The following is a 17,875-nucleotide window of genomic DNA, read 5'->3' on the forward strand; positions in this document are numbered from 1 at the left end:
AGCGACGATCCAGTGTGGGAGCGGGCTTGCTCGCGAAGGCGGTAGAACAGGCGCTACAAGTCTCAGTTCAGACCGAGCTTGCCACGCAAGGTCGACAGGTCTTCAGCCAGGGTATTGACCGGACCCACCAGCGCCTTGCGGTCGTTGTCCTTCACTTTGTCATAGGTCTCGAAACCGCCATCCTTGGTCTTGTACTTGGCCAGGATCTTGTCCACGGTGGCGAAGTTCTTGTCGACTTTGGCCACGAAGGCCTTGTCCTGCTTCTCGATCTGCGGGCGGAACAGGTCGACGATTTTCTTCGCGCCGTCGATGTTGCCCTGGAAGTCATAGAGGTCGGTGTGGCTGTAACGGTCTTCCTCACCGGAGATTTTGGTCGCGGCGACTTCCTCCAGCAGGGCGGCAGCACCACCGACGACTTTCTCGGGCGGGAAGGTCAGGCCGGCAACGCGGGTCTGCAGGTCCTGCACGTCTTTATCCAGTTTGTCGGCCAGATCGTTCAGGCCCTGGGTGCTCTTCTCCGAGAACAGCGAGTATTCGAGGCGGTGGAAACCGGTGAAGTCTTCAGCCTTCACGCCTTTCTCGTGGTCGTCGACGCGGGAGTCGATGGACGCATCGAGGTCACTGAACAGCTCGGCAATCGGTTCGATCGACTCGTAGTAGACGCGGGTCGGTGCATAGAGCTTCTGCGCGGTGGCCAGGTCGCCCTTTTTCACGGCGTCGGTGAATTGCTTGGTGTGGGTGCCCAACTGGTCCAGTTGCTCGGTGACGTAGATCTTGTAGTCCGAAACCGGCCCGACCAGATCCAGCGGTGCAGTCGCCGCGAACGCCGACAGCGGGGTGTTGAGTAGACCAAGGGTCAGCAATAACGCGATGGGCGTCTTTTTCATGGGGCGGCTCCTGTTGAATGCTATGCAGTTGTTTTTGGTTGGGTAGCGTTGAGCAGCGAGCGACCGATGAAGTCCTTGTCGCTCGTAACACCCGGCAGGGTGAAGAAGTAACCGCCGCCGACCGGCTTGAGGTATTCCTCTAGCGGCTCGCCATTGAGGCGGGTCTGAACGGTGATGAAGCCTTTTTCCAGGTCGGCCTGGTAGCAAATGAACAGCAGACCCATGTCGAGCTGGCCGTTCTTGTTCACGCCGTTGGAATAGTTGAACGGCCGACGCAGGATCAAGTTGGCCTGGCTCGCGGCGGTGCGCGGGTTGGCCAGGCGGATGTGCGCGTCGAGCTTGGTCAGCTTGCCTTCCGGGTCCTTGCTGTAGTCCGGGACTTCGGTCTCATGGCTGGCGCCCATCGGCGCGCCGGTGGTTTTCACCCGGCCGATGATGCTTTCCTGCTCCTGCAATGGCGTGCGGTCCCAGCGCTCGACGAAGTTGCGGATAATCCGCACCGCCTGATAACTGCCGTGGGCCGCCCAGGCCGGTTCATCACTGCCCGGTTGCACCCAGACGATGCGATCCATGGCTTTGCCGTCGTTGGAATCCGGGTTGGCCGAACCGTCGCGGAAACCCAGGAAGTTGCGCGCCGATTGCGCCGGCACACCGGGTTTGGCCGGGGCTTGCGGCGGCACACTGCCTTCCTGCTTCCAGCGCACCAGCAGCAGGTCCGGCAGGTTTTTCACGATGTCGCGCAGGGCGTGGATGTTGGTGTCGGCGGTGTTGGAGCAGAACTGCAGGCTCAGGTCGCCGTGGCAGCAATCGGCTTCCAGCGCATCGTTGGGGAAGCCGACCATGCGCACCAGACGTTTGGGCTTGGCGGCGGCGAGGCCGAAACGCTCGTCGAACAGTGACTCACCCACCGACACGGTGATGGTCAGATTGTCCGGGGTGACCACCGGGCCGAGGATGCCGGAATCCGGCGGCGGCAATTTCGGGTCGATCTGCGCCACCGGGCCGCCCTTCATCAGGAACGCGATGCGCTCGTTGAGGGTGCGGAACAGACGTTCGAGGTCTTCACGGTCGCTGGCCAGCACATCGAACGACACCAGCATGCCGGATGCCGGGCGCGGGGTGACGATGCCGGTCTGGTGCACGCCGTGAAAGTCATGATGATCCTGGGTCTTGTCGCTGCTTGGCGCTTCGGTGACTTGTGCAGGCGCAGCGGCCATGGCCGGGCAGCTCAGGGCGGTACCGGCCAGAGCGACGCCGGCGGCGCCCATGCCCATCAGTACGCGACGGCGTTGCAGGTTGAAGTGTTCGGAATCGTTCATCGGTATTCGTCTTCTACTTACAGGCCGGAGAGGCCAAGGGCGGGATCGATGCCGTCGAGAGCGTCGGCCAGGGTCTTGGCCTTGTCGGCGATCTGTTTGCGTTGTTCACCGCTGACGGTGTCGTAACTTGCATAGCCGTCCTTGACCTTGAAGCTGTTCAGGGTGTTGTCGAAGTCAGCCAGCGCGCTGTCGATTTTCGGCAGCAGGTCGGCGGCGGATTTCGTCAGCAGCGGTCTTAGCAGTTCGACGACTTTGTGCGCCGTCTCCAGATTGGCCGCGAAGCCGTTGAGATCGCCGTGGCTGTAGCGTTCTTCTTCGCCGCTGGCGGCGCGCACGTCGGCCAGGGTGTTGAGGTTGCGCACGAGGATCTCCACCAGTTGCTCTGGCGGCAGCGATTGGGCCAACAGCTGTTGTTTCAGCGTGTTGACGTCGCCCAACAGGCGCTCGGCAATGGGTGCCAGACCGTCGAGGTTGCGTTGCTGGAACAGCGCGTACTCGATGCGATGGAAGCCGACGAAGGCCGGATCCTGCTCGCGTTTCTCGAAGTAATCGGCGCGGGCGTTGATGCTGTTGTCCAGCTCGGCCAGGCGTTGTGCGGCCGGGGCCAGACGCTGATACGCCGCGCGGGCCGGCAGATACGCTGCTTGCGCCTGGGCCAGATCACCGCTGTTAATTGCCTGATTCAGCGCCGTGACGGCTCTGATCAGCGCGCTGCCCTGGGTGGCCAGATACACCCGGAACTCCGACAGCGGCCCGACGAAAGCGACCATCGACGGCTTGGCCTTGGCGGCGGCGTCCGAGGCAGCGGTCGGCGTCACATGCAGCACGCCGCGCGGATTGCTCAGCAGGCCGCAGGTGATGGCGTAGTCGCCGGGTTGCAGGTTGGCGTTGATCACCTGGCTCAGGCCCGGTGCGATGTTTTCGCGTTCTTCTATCACCAGCACGCCGTCGAGGATTTCCCATTCCACCGCCCGGTCGGAGCGGTTGACGATGCGGAAACTGGCGCGACCGGCCGGCACGCTCAGCTCGTTCGGTTCGCAACTGCCGGGGTGGATGTTGACCACCACTTCGTCATGGTTGTGCTGACGTTTGGCCGCAGCCATTTTCGAGGCGTAGTAGAACAGGCCGCCGGCGGCGATCATCACGACCACCGAACCGGCCACCGCCCAGCGCAAGGCGCGGGGAGGGGAGGCCTGGGGAGTATTAGGCTTTGACATGGAGGCCCTTATTGACTGGAAGCGGAATTCGAGGGGGCGGTTTTGGGCGCCGGGGCGGGAGCCGGATAGAAGAACATCACCAGCGCCACCACCAGATAGATCAGGTACGCGCCGAGGGTGCTGACGGTCGGCGCATCCTGATAACCGAACATGCCGGCCAGCACCGAGCCCAGCGGGCCGTCCATCGGCAACGTCGCGCTGAAGTCGAAGAGCACGGTTTGCAGGTGATTCCAGACGCCGGCTTCATGCAGTGCCTGCACCGAGTTGGAGAGGATGCCGGCAGCGACCACGAGGATGAACAGCCCGGTCCAGCGGAAGAACGCCGACAGGTTCAGGCGCATGCTGCCGCTGTAGATCAGGAAGCCGACGACGATGGCCAGAATCAGGCCGAGCAGGGCGCCGATCGGCGCGCCCGGGCCTTCGCTCTGCTGGAACACGGCGAGCAGGAAGAACACCGTTTCCAGACCTTCCCGGGCAACGGCGAAAAACACCATGGCGATCAGGGCGATGACCTGATGCTTCGATGCGGTCAGCGCATGGTCGAGGGAGGCTTGCAGCGAATGCTTGATCGAACGCGCCACTTTGCGCATCCAGAACACCATGGAACTGAGAATGCCCACGGCGACGAGGCCGACCACACCTTCGAACAGTTCCTGCTGTTTCTGCGGGAATTCGGCGCTGACCAGCTCCAGGCCACCGCCCACCAACAAGGCCAGCGCAGCGGCGAGAAACACGCCGATCCACACCGCCGGCATCCATTGGCCACGACCGGTTTGTTGCAGGTAGCTGGCGATAATGCCAACGATCAGTGCGGCTTCAATGCCTTCACGCAGCATGATCAGAAAGGGAACGAGCATTCGGCATCCACTGTGTAACGAAATGAGGTTACAAGTTGTAACATAATGAAAGTCATTCTCACATGTCACTCATTGACATTTACCTGAACGGTAGCTGAACAGGCTTGAAGATCAACCATTCTCAAATGCGTCACGGCCATTCCGGATGAAGCGAGCCGTGTCCGGGCTGCTGCGTTAAGATGCCAGCCACTCGAACAACAACAGGATTTGCCTCGATCCATGTCGGAAAAAGACACCATCGCCATTCAACTGGTGCGCGAAGCACTGCAGCAAAGTTGTGCCCCGGGCGTGGCCACGGAAGAAGTCTTGAACAAGGTCGGCATCGATCCGGCGCTGCTGGCCACCGATGACGCCCGCGTCCCGGCCAGCCAGTACGCGCGGTTATGGCGACTGCTGGCGCGGCGGGGTGATGACGAGTTCTTTGGTATGGACCCGCGCAAGCTGAAGTCCGGCAGCCTGGAATTTCTCTGCCGCAGCGCGATGGCCCAGCCGAACCTGGCTGCGGGGCTGAGCGCCGGTCTGAATTTCCTGTCGCTGATGCTTGAACGCATGCCGGCGCAACTGGTGCATCAGCAAAGTCTGGCGGAGATCGTGCTGCTGGAGGACGACCCCGAGCCGCGCCGCGCCTTCACCTATTTCACCTACTGGATGATCGTCCACGGCGTGGCGTGCTGGCTGGCGGGGCGGCGAATTCCGATCCTCGCCATCGAACTGCGCTGCCCGGCACCGGAGTTCTGTGATGACTACCGGGTGATGTTCTCGGAAAACCTGCGCTTCGACCGGCCGCGTACGCGGATGATTTTCGCCGCCGAGGTGCTGGATCTGCCGATCAAGCGCAGCGCCGAGGAGTTGAAACGCTTCCTCGCCCATGCCCCGGCCAACATTCTGGTGAAGTACCGCGATCCGGAAAGCCTCGCCAGCCGGATCAAGCAGGATCTGCGTCAGTTGCCCGCCGAACAGTGGCCGGAGACCGAAGCCCAGGCCCAGCAGTTGTGCATGTCGGCCTCGACCCTGCGCCGGCGTCTGGCGGAAGAAGGGCAGACCTATCAGGGGTTGAAGGACAGCGTGCGCAAGGAGCTGGCGATCGTCTGGCTGGCGGAGCCTTCGATCAGCTTTGTCGACATCGCCACGCGCCTGGGATTTGCCGATGCGAGTTCGTTCTACAAGGCGTTTCGCAAGTGGTCCGGGACCAATCCGGGGCATTACCGAAGCCTGATCCTCAACGAAGCGGTCTGATTCTCGAATCGACGCAAACCTTGGCCAAACCAGTCATCCACTTTGAAGGCTTTGGCCATTGCCGCAACCGGCGTGCGGCGCGAGTATTCCTCTGATGTTTACGGTTCCCCGACCTAATAAAAACACAGAGGGATTCTGGCAATGCGCGATTACTTGTCTGCCACCGAACAGTTCAATTATCAGCACACCGTGGACGCCGCACTCAGCGGCTCGCTCGAGGCGCTCAACGCCTGCGTCGAATGTTGTGACCGTCACGCCTTGCCGGGGCGCATCGCGCTGTTCTGGGAAGGTCGCGACGGCGCCAGTGCGACCTACACCTTCAGCGATCTGCAGGACAAAGCCGCGCGTTTCGCCAATTTCCTGCTCGCCCAGGGCGTGCAGAAGGGCGACAAGGTTGCCGGTCTGTTGCCGCGCAATATCGAATTGCTGATCACCGTGTTCGCCACCTGGCGCATCGGCGCGGTGTATCAACCGCTGTTCACCGCATTCGGCCCCAAAGCCCTCGAACATCGCCTGAACAGCTCCGGTGCCAAAGTCGTGGTAACCGACGCCGTCAACCGGCCGAAACTCAGCGAAGTCGCCGATTGCCCGACACTGGTTACCGTCGGCGGCCCGAAAGGCCAGGGCATCGTCCGTGGCGATTTCAGTTTCTGGGCCGAGCTGCCCAATTATTCCAGCGTCTGCGAACCGGTGATGCTGACCGGTGAAGACCCGTTCCTGCTGATGTTTACCTCGGGCACCACCGGTCCGTCGAAAGCACTGTCGGTGCCGCTCAAGGCAGTCGTGGCGTTCCAGAGCTACACCCGCGATGCCGTGGATCTGCGCCCGGAAGATGCGTTCTGGAACGTTGCCGATCCGGGCTGGGCCTATGGCATTTATTTCGGCGTGACCGGCCCGTTGTCGATGGGCCATCCGATCACGTTCTACGATGGCCCATTCACCCTCGAAAGCACCTGCCGGGTCATCAACAAATACGGGATCACCAACCTCACCGGGTCGCCCACGGCCTATCGCCTGCTGATTGCCGGCGGCGATGAATTCGCCAAATCGATCAAGGGCAAGCTGCGCATCGTCAGCAGTGCCGGCGAGCCGTTGAACCCGGAAGTCATTCGTTGGTTCGCCGACAACCTCGGCGTGGTCATTCACGACCACTATGGCCAGACCGAACTGGGCATGGTCCTGTGCAACCACCACGGCCTCGAACACCCGATCCACCTCGGTGCCGCCGGGTTTGCTTCGCCGGGCCATCGCATCGTGGTGCTCGACGACCAATACAACGAACTCGGCATTGGCCAGCCCGGGATTCTCGCCATCGACCGCACGCAGTCGCCGATGTGCTGGTTCGCCGGTTACGAAGGCGCACCGACCAAGGCCTTCGTCGGCGATTACTACCTGAGCGGCGACACCGTGGAATGGAACCCGGACGGCAGCATCAGCTTTGTCGGCCGCAGTGACGATGTCATCACCACTTCCGGCTACCGGGTCGGCCCGTTCGACGTGGAAAGCGCCCTGATCGAGCACCCGGCGGTGGTCGAAGCGGCGGTGGTCGGCAAGCCCGATCCGGAGCGCACCGAACTGGTCAAAGCCTTTGTCGTGCTCAACCCGCAATACCGCGCGGAACCTGCGCTGGCCGAAGAGTTGCGCCAACACGTGCGCAAGCGTCTGGCCGCGCATTCGTACCCCCGTGAAATCGAATTTGTCAGCGAGTTGCCGAAAACCCCGAGCGGCAAATTGCAGCGCTTTATCTTGCGCAACCAGGAAATCGCCAAGGCTCAAGAGGCCGCGGCGCACAACGTTTCAGCTTGAATCCAAGGAAACAATCATGCAGATCGAGAACAAGGTTTTTATCGTCACCGGCGGCGCGTCCGGGCTGGGTGCCGCCACTGCTGAATTGCTGGTGAGTGCCGGCGCCAAAGTGATGCTGGTGGACATGAACGCCGAAGCCGTTGCCGCTCAGGCCCAGCGCCTCGGCGCGCAAAGCGTGGTAGCCGACATCAGCAACGAAGCCGCCGCCGAAGCCGCTGTACAGGCGACCGTCAAAGCCTTTGGCAGCCTCAACGGGCTGGTGAACTGCGCAGGTATCGTTCGCGGCGAGAAGATCCTCGGCAAGAACGGCCCGCACGCCTTGTCCAGCTTCGCTCAGGTGATCAACGTCAACCTGATCGGCAGCTTCAACATGTTGCGCCTCGCAGCGGCAGCGATCGCCGAAAGCGAGGCCAATGCCGACGGCGAACGTGGCGTGATCATCAACACCGCCTCCGTGGCTGCGTTCGACGGCCAGATCGGTCAGGCCGCGTATTCCGCGTCCAAAGGCGCCATCGCCAGCCTGACCCTGCCTGCCGCCCGTGAACTGGCGCGCTTCGGCATCCGCGTGATGACCATCGCCCCGGGCATTTTCGAAACCCCGATGATGGCCGGCATGACCCCGGAAGTTCGCGATTCGCTGGCCGCCGGCGTGCCGTTCCCGCCGCGTCTGGGCAAGCCTGCCGAGTACGCTGCGCTGGTGCGGCATATCATTGAAAACAGCATGCTCAACGGCGAGGTGATCCGTCTCGACGGTGCCTTGCGCATGGCCGCCAAGTAAGGAGGATTTCCCATGACCATTTCCAACGATCCGATTGTCATCGTCAGCGCCGTCCGCACCCCGATGGGCGGTTTTCAGGGTGAACTGAAAAGCCTGACCGCGCCGCAACTGGGCGCTGCCGCGATCAAAGCAGCGGTTGAACGTGCCGGTGTTGCCCCCGATGCGGTCGATGAAGTGCTGTTCGGCTGCGTGCTGCCTGCCGGACTGGGCCAGGCGCCTGCGCGTCAGGCCGCACTGGGAGCCGGGCTGGATAAGTCCACCCGTTGCACCACCGTCAACAAGATGTGCGGCTCGGGTATGGAAACTACGATTCTGGCCCACGACATGCTGCTGGCCGGCAGCGCCGATGTGGTGATCGCCGGCGGCATGGAAAGCATGTCCAACGCGCCGTACCTGCTGGACCGCGCGCGCGCCGGTTATCGCATGGGCCACGGCCGGGTGCTGGATTCGATGTTCCTCGACGGCCTCGAAGATGCCTACGACAAGGGCCGTCTGATGGGCACCTTCGCCGAAGACTGTGCTGAAACCAACGACTTCAGCCGCGAGGCTCAGGACGCTTTCGCCATCGCCTCGACCACCCGCGCCCAGCAGGCGATCAAGGACGGCAGCTTCAAGGACGAAATCGTTCCGTTGACCGTGACCGTCGGCAAGGAACAAGTGGTGATCAGCAACGACGAGCAACCGCCAAAAGCCAAACTGGACAAGATCGCTTCGCTGAAACCGGCGTTCCGTGAGGGCGGCACCGTGACCGCTGCCAACTCCAGCTCGATCTCCGACGGTGCCGCCGCACTGGTGCTGATGCGTCAGTCGCAAGCGCATAAACAGGGGCTGAAACCGCTGGCGGTGATCCACGGTCACGCCGCGTTTGCCGACACCCCGGGCCTGTTCCCGGTGGCACCGATTGGCGCGATCAAGAAGCTGATGAAGAAAACCGGCTGGTCGCTGGACCAGGTCGATCTGTTTGAAGTCAACGAAGCCTTCGCCGTGGTCGGCATGGCGGCGATGACCCATCTGGAAATCCCCCACGACAAGCTGAACATCCACGGCGGCGCCTGCGCTCTGGGCCACCCGATCGGTGCCTCCGGCGCGCGGATTCTGGTCACCTTGCTCTCGGCCCTGCGCCAGAAAGGCCTGAGACGCGGCGTTGCGGCGATCTGCATCGGTGGCGGCGAAGCCACGGCGATGGCGGTCGAGTGCGTCTGAACCCGAGTTAAGGATTTGCCATGATTCCCAATGACGACCAACAACAAATCCGCGACATGGCCCGGCAGTTTGCCGAGGAACGGCTGAAACCGTTCGCCGCCGAATGGGATCGCGAGCACCGCTTCCCCAAAGAAGCCATCGGCGAAATGGCCGGGCTGGGCTTCTTCGGCATGCTGGTGCCGGAGCAGTGGGGCGGTTGCGACACCGGGTACCTGGCCTATGCCATGGCCCTGGAAGAAATCGCCGCCGGCGACGGCGCCTGCTCAACGATCATGAGCGTGCACAACTCGGTGGGTTGCGTGCCGATCCTCAAGTTCGGTAACGACGATCAGCGTGAACGCTTCCTCAAACCGCTAGCCAGCGGCGAGATGCTCGGTGCCTTCGCGTTGACCGAACCTCAGGCCGGTTCCGACGCCAGCAGCCTGAAAACCCGTGCACGCCTTGAAGGCGATCACTACGTGCTCAATGGCTGCAAACAGTTCATCACCTCCGGGCAGAACGCCGGGATCGTGATCGTGTTTGCGGTCACTGATCCGAGTGCTGGTAAACGCGGGATCACGGCGTTTATCGTGCCGACCGACTCGCCGGGCTACAAAGTCGCCCGGGTCGAAGACAAACTCGGCCAGCACGCCTCGGACACCTGCCAGATTCTGTTCGAAGACGTGAAAGTGCCGGTGGTCAACCGGTTGGGCGAGGAGGGCGAGGGCTACAAGATCGCCCTGGCCAACCTCGAAGGCGGCCGCGTCGGCATCGCTTCGCAATCGGTAGGCATGGCCCGCGCCGCGTTCGAAGCGGCCCGTGATTACGCCCGCGAGCGTGACACTTTCGGCAAGCCAATCATCGAGCATCAGGCCGTGGCGTTCCGCCTGGCGGACATGGCCACCCAGATCGCCGTAGCGCGGCAAATGGTGCATTACGCGGCCGCCCTGCGTGACAGCGGTCAGCCGGCACTGGTCGAGGCGTCGATGGCCAAGCTGTTCGCCTCGGAAATGGCTGAGAAGGTCTGTTCCATGGCCTTGCAAACCCTCGGCGGTTACGGTTACCTCAACGACTTCCCGCTGGAGCGCATCTACCGCGACGTGCGGGTCTGCCAGATCTACGAAGGCACCAGCGACATTCAGCGCATGGTCATTTCGCGCAATCTTTGAGAAGGAATCTGCACATGAGTTACGAAACGATTTTGCTGGAAACCCATGGTCGCGTCGGCGTCATCACCCTGAACCGCCCGCAGGCGCTGAATGCCCTCAACGCGCAACTGGTCAGCGAAGTGAACCGCGCCCTCGATGGCCTGGAAGCCGATGCGAACATCGGCTGCATCGTCATCACCGGCTCGAAGAAAGCCTTCGCTGCCGGCGCCGACATCAAGGAAATGGCCGAGCTGACCTACCCGCAGATCTACATGGACGACCTGTTCAGCGACAGCGACCGCGTGGCGAACCGCCGCAAGCCGATCATCGCGGCGGTCAACGGTTTTGCCCTTGGCGGTGGCTGTGAACTGGCGCTGATGTGCGACTTCATCCTGGCCGGCGACAACGCCAAATTCGGCCAGCCGGAAATCAACCTCGGCGTGCTGCCGGGCATGGGCGGCACCCAGCGCCTGACCCGCGCCGTGGGCAAGGCCAAGGCCATGGAAATGTGCCTGAGCGGGCGTTTGATCGACGCGGTGGAAGCCGAGCGTTGCGGTATCGTTGCGCGGATCGTGCCGAGCGATGAGTTGCTGGATGAAGCGCTGAAAGTCGCGGCGGTGATCGCCAGCAAGTCGTTGCCGATTGCGATGATGGTCAAGGAAAGCGTCAACCGCGCATTTGAAGTCAACCTGACTGAAGGCGTGCGCTTCGAGCGCCGGGTATTCCATGCGGCGTTTGCGACGCAGGATCAGAAAGAAGGGATGGCGGCGTTTGTGGCCAAACGGCCGCCGGAGTTCCAGGGCAAGTAATGGTGTTCGCCCTCACGCATTGCGTGGGGGCGATTCATCAGAGTTGGTAGTTCTTCAGCTCCCGAGCAATCACCATCCGCTGTATCTCGCTGGACCCCTCGTAAATCTGGGTAATCCGCGCATCCCGGTAATACTTCTCCACCGGGTAATCCTCCAGATACCCATACCCGCCATGAATCTGAATCGCTGACGAGCACACCTTCTCAGCCATTTCCGACGCAAACAGCTTGGCCTGCGAAGCCTCCGACAGACAGGGTTTGCCCGCCGTGCGCAACCGCGCTGCATGCAGGATCATCAAGCGCGCCGCGTTGATCTGCATCTGCATGTCTGCCAGCAGGTTGGCGATGCTCTGGTGCTCGACGATGGCCTTGCCGAACTGCACCCGGTCACGGGCGTAACCCAGCGCTGCTTCAAACGCTGCGCGGGCGATGCCCAGTGCTTGCGCGGCAATGCCGATGCGCCCGCCTTCAAGGTTGGAAAGGGCAATGGCAAGGCCTTTGCCGCGCTCACCCAACAGATTCGCTTCGGGAATACGGCAATCGTTCAACGTCACCGCGCAGGTGTCGGAGGCACGGATGCCCATCTTGTGTTCGGTGCGGTCGACGATGAAACCCGGCGTATCGGTCGGCACCAGAAACGCCGAGATACCGCGTTTGCCCAGATCGGGATCGGTGACCGCAAACACGATCGCCAGTTTCGCCCGCTTGCCGTTGCTGACGAACTGCTTGGCGCCGTTGATCACCCATTGTCCGTCGCGCAGTTCGGCGCGGGTGCGCAGGTTGTGTGCTTCGGAGCCGGCCTGGGGTTCGGTCAGGCAGAAGCAGCCGATCACCGCGCCGCTGGCCAGGTCCGCCAGCCAGGTCTGTTTCTGTTCTTCGCTGCCGTAATTGAGCACGGGGCCGCAGCCCACCGAGTTGTGAATACTCATGAAGGCGCCAGTGGCGCCGTCACCGGCGGAAATTTCTTCCACCGCCAGCGCATAGGCCACGTAGTCGACGTAAGTGCCGCCCCATTCTTCCGGCACCACCATGCCCAGCAGGCCGAGTTCGCCCATCTTCGCCACCAGACCGTCATCGATCCAGCCGGCCTTTTCCCAGGCCTGAGCGTGGGGGGCGATTTCGCCACGGGCAAAGTCCCGGGCCATGTCGCGGATCATTACCTGGTCTTCAGTTAATTCGAGATCGTGCATGGCTCAGCTCCCGCTCTCTTCGAAACCGTGGAAGAAACTCGCGACGTGCTCGGCGTGTAGCGCGGCAAGGGTCGGCGGGTTCCAGCGTGGTGATTTGTCTTTGTCGATCAGCAGGGCGCGCACGCCTTCGATCAGGTCGCCGCGTTCGAACCACTGGCGATCCAGATGCAGTTCGAGGGCGAAGCAGTGTTCCAGGCTCAGGTGCCGGCCACGACGCAGCATCTCCAGGGTCACGCCCATGGCCAGCGGCGAGCGGGTTTCCAGCAGGTCGGCGGTGGTGGTTGCCCATTCGTGGCTGTCGGCAATGGTCACGGCGCGCAGTTGCTCGACGATGCTCGGTACGTCTGGCAGTGCGAAGAAATGGTCGATGACAGGGCGCAAGGCCTCCAGCGGCGCATCCGGCAGGGTTTGCACGGCGTGGCGGGCCAGCAGGTTTTGCAGGTCTTTCAGCGGCGTGTCGTGCCACTCCAGATGATCGAGCTGTTCGTCGAGGGTGCCGAGTTTGCTGCTGTCCAGATACCAGTCGGCAAGGCCGCAATACAGCGCATCCGCCGCCCGAATCTGCACGCCGCTGACACCCAGATAAATGCCCAGCTCGCCGGGAATGCGCGGCAGGAAATAACTGCCACCGACATCCGGGAAATACCCGATGGCCACTTCCGGCATCGCCAGACGGCTCTTTTCGGTGACCACCCGCAGATCGGCGCCTTGCACCAGGCCCATGCCGCCACCGAGGACGAAGCCGTCCATCAGCGCCAGCACCGGTTTGCGGTAGTGGTGAATCGTCAGGTCGAGGGCGTATTCCTCGACGAAGAAATCTTCGTGCAGCGTGTCGCCGCTTTTATGACTGTCGTAAAGGGAACGAATGTCGCCACCGGCACAGAAGGCTTTCTCGCCGGCACCGCGCAGTACGACGGCGTGAATATTGGCATCAGCGGCCCAGGCGTCCAGGTGTTGCTGGAGCTGGCGCACCATGTCGAGGGTCAGGGCGTTGAGGCCTGCGGGGCGGTTGAGGGTCAGGTGACCGATGTGATTGCGAACCTCGGCCAGCACTTCGTTTTGCGTGGCATCCATGGACGAAGTCCGCGGGGATGAAGCCTGAGCAGTCATCACTAACTCCCTGCTTTTATTGTCTTTATTCGAGAAGCCCGCGCGCGGGCGTTAGCGGATCGTAACAGTGCAAATTTGCCGTGTACAACGGGGATATGTGCATGGGGTGTCTGCATTTTTGCAGGAGGCATCTGTAGGCGGGAGAAGGGCCCGGACAGCGGGTTCGGGCCTTGAATCATCAATCGATTCGCAGATGTTCTTGCAGGGATCGGGCACACAGCATTAATGCCTGACGGGCTTCATCGTGTTGCGCCGGATAGTTGATGAAGCCGTGTTGCATGTGTTCGTACTCGACGTGTTGCACTTCGACACCCGCCTGTTTTAGTCGCTGAACGTACTCGCGTCCTTCGTCCCGAAGGACATCCTGCCCCGACGTGATAATTAGTGCCGGTGGCAGACCTTTCAGGTTTTTCTGCCGCACTGGCGACACTCGCCAGTCATCGCGAGGAACATGCTGCGGCACATAATGGACGATGTACCACTCAAGCATTTGCGCGCTGAGTCCGCAGCCCTCGGCGAATGCCCGGTGGCTGGGTTTGTCGGTGATGCAATCGAGCAAGGGATACAGCAACAACTGGAACGCGATCGGGATGTTGCCTTCATCCCGGGCCCAATGGCAGATAACGGCGGCAAGTCCGCCGCCGGAACCGCCGCCCGCTACCGCCAGTTGTGAGGCGTCCAGGTCGATGGCTACGCCATGCTCGACCACCCATTGCGTGGCACAGCAACAGTCCTCGATAGCAACAGGGAATACCTGTTCCGGTGGTCGTGCATAGTCGACCGCCACAACGGCGCATCCGGCCCACTCGCACATCAGGCGACAGAACCCGTCGTGGGTATCAAGATCTCCGGTGACCCAGCCGCCTCCGTGGAAAAACATCAATACGGCGTGAGGCCCATCGCCTGGGGGAATGTAGATCCGCAATGGAAGGGGCCGACCGCGATTGTGGATAGACAGGTCGGTGACACGAACCACCATGGCATGGCGCAGCGCCATTCGGGTGTTTTCCACTTTGGCTGATTCTTGCGCAGAGAACGTTGTCATGATTCGATCTCGCAAGCCGTTGCCTCTGTGGTGAGTTCAACCACGTATTCCCGCGCTATCAACTCGGCGCCGCCGATGCACATGAGTGTGGGCGGATGCCCCTCGAAGAACTCTTTGTGAGCCTGGGCGATCTGTGGCCAGAACTTCATGCTGGTGGTGTAGATACGGATGCCGATGATGCTGCGACGGTCCACGCCCAATTGCCGAATCGATCTCTCGATGATGTTCAGGCAATGCAATGTCTGTTTGTAGGCGTCTCCTGGCTCGTAGGGTGAGCCATCGGTATTGAACGCCACCGTTCCGCCCATCAGGATTCGTTCGCCGACACGAATCGCCCGGCAGTAACCGGCCATGGATTCCCAGGGGGCTTCGGAAAAAACTCTTTGGATTTTCATTGTGCCGCTCCTTGACCCAGATCGATGGGCAGTGATTTCAAACCGCGAAACTGCAGGTTGTTGGTGCGCCAGATCGCTGGATTGTCAGCAATCAATTTGAGCTTCGGATAGCGATTGAACAGAGTGCTGAACACGATTTCAGCCTCAAGCCGGAATAGCGCAGTGCCCATGCAAAAATGGCCGCCGATACCGAAGGCCAGATGCTTGTTGTTAGAACGACGGATATCAAACCGGTCAGGTTCGGAAAATTTCGCGGGGTCACGATTGGCGGAGGCGCGCATGAGATACACCAGATCTCCTTTACGCATCGTGACGCCATGGAGCGTCACATCTTCCATGAGCACGCGGTGACTGAAGGAGCCGGCAGAGTCGTAGCGCAGCATTTCTTCGACAGCGGACTTGATCAGACCAGGGTCGTCCCTCAGTGCAGCGACCTGCTCCGGGTGATCAAGCAAGTGCAGCAATCCGATACTCAACTGGTCGGCACTGGTGGTGTAGCCGGCGACCAGGATAAAAACGATTTGCGCCAGAACAGCGTCGACACTTGAGTCGCTCTCGATGCTGGCCTCCAGCACGTGGCTGACAAGATCGTCTTCAGGGTGTTCACGTCGTTTTTCGATCAGGCTTGCGAAATAGGCATACATTTCCTCTACACCCTTGAGCGCCAGTTCGGGTCCGTAGTCCGGATCCAGACTCCCCACAAGGAAAATCAGAATGTCGTCGGTCCAGTTCCTGAGCTTCAGCGCATCCTCACGGGGAATGCCATACAGGTGGGCGAGGATCAGCGCCGGTACACGGTTGAACAGTTTCGCCATCAAATCGGTCTGTAGTTCAAGTTCGGCGATTTCCCTATCGGTGATCTCCTGAATGGTCTGGCGCAAGGATTCGATCACGCGAGGCGTAAAGGCTTTGCCGAGCAAGTGCCGGCTGGCCTTGTGTACGTCACCGTCTTGCGAATACATCCATTCGGAGGCGAGTTTGACGAAAGGTTTCAGTTGTTTGCGTCTGTCGGGCGGCAGTTGGGCGTCTACCAGTTGCTGCATTCGGTCCGATGAGTAGCGTATCGAGTCACCTTGGGCAGCGAGTACATCCTCGTATCGGGTCAGAAACCACGCTTTGAAATGTGCGCACCAGTAGACAGGGTAGTGCTCCCGCAAATAGGCATAAGCCGTATAGGGGTTGCGCACCGTATCGAGATGAGTGAAATCGAGCAGTGCATGTTCCTTCTTCTCGGTTGGATACAACAGTTCTGTCATTCGTTCGATGTAATCAACCTCAGCCAGGGGAGCCGTAACCAGCTCTTTCGCTGGTTTCAACCAATCGGCCAGTGATGTCAGTCGATCCGGGGTAGCGCAATTGGCGTCGACACGGTCGACAGGCAACCCTCCCTCACGTAATGACGATTCAAACACCCCAATCAGATCCTTGAGCAACGATGGCGACATTCGCTGATCGTGTCCGGCTTCATCCAGTACCAGATCCAGCGCTCGCGCATGGACGATTGCAACCGCCTGACGATGGGAAATCTCACCGGGATTGCGGCACTGCTCGACAATGTTTTTTTCGATTCGCTGTGCAATGTTGGACGTTGGGCGAGACGCAAACCGGGGTCGGGTCACCGCATTCATGGCCACCAGAATGGCCATTAAAGAGTTGTCACCGGCAAAGGTGACCGAGATCTCGCCGTCGACCGTGTGTGTGACGATCTGATTGTAATGATGGAAGCCTTGGGAACCGCATAACTCCCGGCACTTGCGCATCACGTCGAGCCCCATCCAGGTGCCCACGCTTTTGGCGACGGCCGCGAGCATGTGCAGCTCCTTGCGCTTGTCCAGTTGATCCCACTGCGCTTCGAACCGTCTCAGGACGGCCTGCTCCATAAGCTGGAGCGCCAATGCCTTTAGTTGTTCTTCGTACAATCGTTGCCGGACCAGCGGTTTGTTCATCAGGCTCTGGCCGGCCGCCGCGGTTTTTCTATGGATGACGAAACGGTGCGCCAGCCAACTGCACAACCCGGCGCTGCCGCGTGCGGCCGCCAACAGTAAAACCCGCTCCTGAATGAAGGTTTCCATGGCGGATGTCGCGCGCTGCTCACGCGGTACATCGCTGGTGAATGTTCCTTCAGCAGTGAAGCGTGAGTGGCGTTGCATCAGTGCATCCAGCGGCAGGCTCATCTGGCTGAAACGAATGCCGGCCACTTGATTGGCGTGGATCCCGCCTTTCGGGTCGCAGGCCATGACATTGACCGCAGCCAGTAAAGGGCCGTTTTCCTCGTCTCGGATGCGAACCCTGAACCAGTGCAACCCCTCATCTTTTTCACCCACAATCAGGCGTGCCAGGACCATGACCACCTGCGCGGCGTGCAAGGCGTTGCCGATCCAGAACTTGCAGGCCGACGGATCGGGGGTATTGAGGATCAGGCAGGCGTTTTGCGGGTCATGAGTCACGGTCGTCTGCAGATTGCTCACATCGCTGCCGCTGCGGATTTCGGTACATCCGAATGAGTACACGGCGCGCAGCTCTATGATTTCCTCACGAAAGCGCCTGACTTGTTGCGCATCGCCATGGGCCACGAGCGCGTTGCAGGCAATCAGATGATCCACAATCGAGGAGTACAGCGCGTAATCGAAAGCGGCCACGATGGCGAGGTTTTCATTGAGCTGTCGAAACTCTTTCCCACGGGGTTGTCCCAGCCACATGTCATTGGTTATGAGCCCGGATCGCATGATGTGCCGCAATCGCCGGATCGTCAGGTCCATGTAGTCGCGCAACGGCAATGTGTGACGCGCACGGGCGTCGAACAGCGGCGTGCCAAGCATTTGCAACAGTGAGTCGGTCATCGTGATTCCCTCGCAGATTCGAATGAAGTTCGAAACCACCAGAGACGGAGGACTGAA

At 61.0% G+C, this 17,875-nt stretch carries 15 protein-coding genes; 6 read left to right on the plus strand and 9 right to left on the minus strand.

The window, feature by feature from the left end:
* Positions 1 to 62 precede the first annotated feature (62 nt).
* The 4 genes from efeO (CAG02_RS01075) to efeU are packed head-to-tail and all read right to left on the minus strand — an operon-like array spanning position 63 to position 4,280.
* A complete protein-coding gene (efeO, locus tag CAG02_RS01075; RefSeq protein WP_085709988.1) occupies positions 63 to 887 on the minus strand; it encodes an iron uptake system protein EfeO in 825 nt (274 codons plus the stop codon).
* A 20-nt stretch (positions 888 to 907) separates the two neighbouring features.
* Entirely contained in the window at positions 908 to 2,206 is a 1,299-nt protein-coding gene (efeB, locus tag CAG02_RS01080) for an iron uptake transporter deferrochelatase/peroxidase subunit (protein ID WP_085709987.1), read from the minus strand.
* Positions 2,207 to 2,223: 17 nt separating this feature from the next.
* Entirely contained in the window at positions 2,224 to 3,423 is a 1,200-nt protein-coding gene (efeO, locus tag CAG02_RS01085) for an iron uptake system protein EfeO (protein WP_085709986.1), read from the minus strand.
* Positions 3,424 to 3,431: 8 nt separating this feature from the next.
* Positions 3,432 to 4,280 (minus strand): iron uptake transporter permease EfeU, encoded by an 849-nt coding sequence (efeU, locus tag CAG02_RS01090; protein WP_085709985.1) that lies wholly within the window; start codon positions 4,278 to 4,280, stop codon positions 3,432 to 3,434.
* A 219-nt stretch (positions 4,281 to 4,499) separates the two neighbouring features.
* On the opposite strand from efeU, the gene CAG02_RS01095 reads away from it, so the two are divergent.
* The 6 genes from CAG02_RS01095 to CAG02_RS01120 all read left to right on the plus strand — a co-directional run bounded on the left by CAG02_RS01095 (position 4,500) and on the right by CAG02_RS01120 (position 11,239).
* Positions 4,500 to 5,516 (plus strand): AraC family transcriptional regulator, encoded by a 1,017-nt coding sequence (locus CAG02_RS01095; RefSeq protein WP_085709984.1) that lies wholly within the window; start codon positions 4,500 to 4,502, stop codon positions 5,514 to 5,516.
* A 141-nt stretch (positions 5,517 to 5,657) separates the two neighbouring features.
* The gene (locus CAG02_RS01100) at positions 5,658 to 7,322 is read left to right on the plus strand and encodes an AMP-binding protein (RefSeq protein ID WP_085709983.1); all 1,665 of its coding nucleotides are present in this window, start codon (positions 5,658 to 5,660) and stop codon (positions 7,320 to 7,322) included.
* A 16-nt stretch (positions 7,323 to 7,338) separates the two neighbouring features.
* Complete coding sequence (locus tag CAG02_RS01105; protein ID WP_007918867.1) at positions 7,339 to 8,100, plus strand: SDR family NAD(P)-dependent oxidoreductase; 762 nt, start codon at positions 7,339 to 7,341, stop codon at positions 8,098 to 8,100.
* A gap of 12 nt (positions 8,101 to 8,112) precedes the next feature.
* Positions 8,113 to 9,303, plus strand: a complete 1,191-nt coding sequence (locus CAG02_RS01110; protein WP_085709982.1) for an acetyl-CoA C-acyltransferase — start codon at positions 8,113 to 8,115, stop codon at positions 9,301 to 9,303.
* Between the two features lie 20 nt (positions 9,304 to 9,323).
* Positions 9,324 to 10,451: an acyl-CoA dehydrogenase gene (locus CAG02_RS01115; protein WP_085709981.1), complete on the plus strand. Its 1,128-nt coding sequence runs from the start codon at positions 9,324 to 9,326 to the stop codon at positions 10,449 to 10,451.
* A 14-nt stretch (positions 10,452 to 10,465) separates the two neighbouring features.
* Positions 10,466 to 11,239, plus strand: coding sequence for an enoyl-CoA hydratase (locus CAG02_RS01120; RefSeq protein WP_085709980.1), 774 nt, complete (start codon positions 10,466 to 10,468; stop codon positions 11,237 to 11,239).
* Between the two features lie 37 nt (positions 11,240 to 11,276).
* On the opposite strand, the gene CAG02_RS01125 is transcribed toward CAG02_RS01120, so the two are convergent.
* The 5 genes from CAG02_RS01125 to CAG02_RS29940 all read right to left on the minus strand — a co-directional run bounded on the left by CAG02_RS01125 (position 11,277) and on the right by CAG02_RS29940 (position 17,818).
* Positions 11,277 to 12,428 (minus strand): acyl-CoA dehydrogenase family protein, encoded by a 1,152-nt coding sequence (locus tag CAG02_RS01125; RefSeq protein ID WP_085709979.1) that lies wholly within the window; start codon positions 12,426 to 12,428, stop codon positions 11,277 to 11,279.
* A gap of 3 nt (positions 12,429 to 12,431) precedes the next feature.
* Positions 12,432 to 13,538 carry an enoyl-CoA hydratase/isomerase family protein gene (locus tag CAG02_RS01130; RefSeq protein WP_085709978.1) on the minus strand — a complete coding sequence of 369 codons (1,107 nt, stop codon included), beginning with the start codon at positions 13,536 to 13,538 and terminating at the stop codon, positions 12,432 to 12,434.
* Positions 13,539 to 13,716: 178 nt separating this feature from the next.
* On the minus strand, positions 13,717 to 14,583 hold the full coding sequence (locus tag CAG02_RS01135; RefSeq protein ID WP_085709977.1) for an alpha/beta hydrolase: 867 nt from the start codon (positions 14,581 to 14,583) through the stop codon (positions 13,717 to 13,719).
* Positions 14,580 to 14,978 carry a Rid family hydrolase gene (locus tag CAG02_RS01140; protein WP_085709976.1) on the minus strand — a complete coding sequence of 133 codons (399 nt, stop codon included), beginning with the start codon at positions 14,976 to 14,978 and terminating at the stop codon, positions 14,580 to 14,582. The genes CAG02_RS01135 and CAG02_RS01140 overlap by 4 nt, the downstream gene beginning before the upstream one ends.
* Positions 14,975 to 17,818, minus strand: a complete 2,844-nt coding sequence (locus tag CAG02_RS29940) for a cytochrome P450 (RefSeq protein ID WP_256576859.1) — start codon at positions 17,816 to 17,818, stop codon at positions 14,975 to 14,977. The genes CAG02_RS01140 and CAG02_RS29940 overlap by 4 nt, the downstream gene beginning before the upstream one ends.
* Positions 17,819 to 17,875 lie beyond the last annotated feature (57 nt).

Origin of the sequence: Pseudomonas sp. R43(2017) (genome assembly GCF_002112345.1) — a bacterium.
Classification (GTDB): Bacteria; Pseudomonadota; Gammaproteobacteria; order Pseudomonadales; family Pseudomonadaceae; genus Aquipseudomonas; species Aquipseudomonas kribbensis.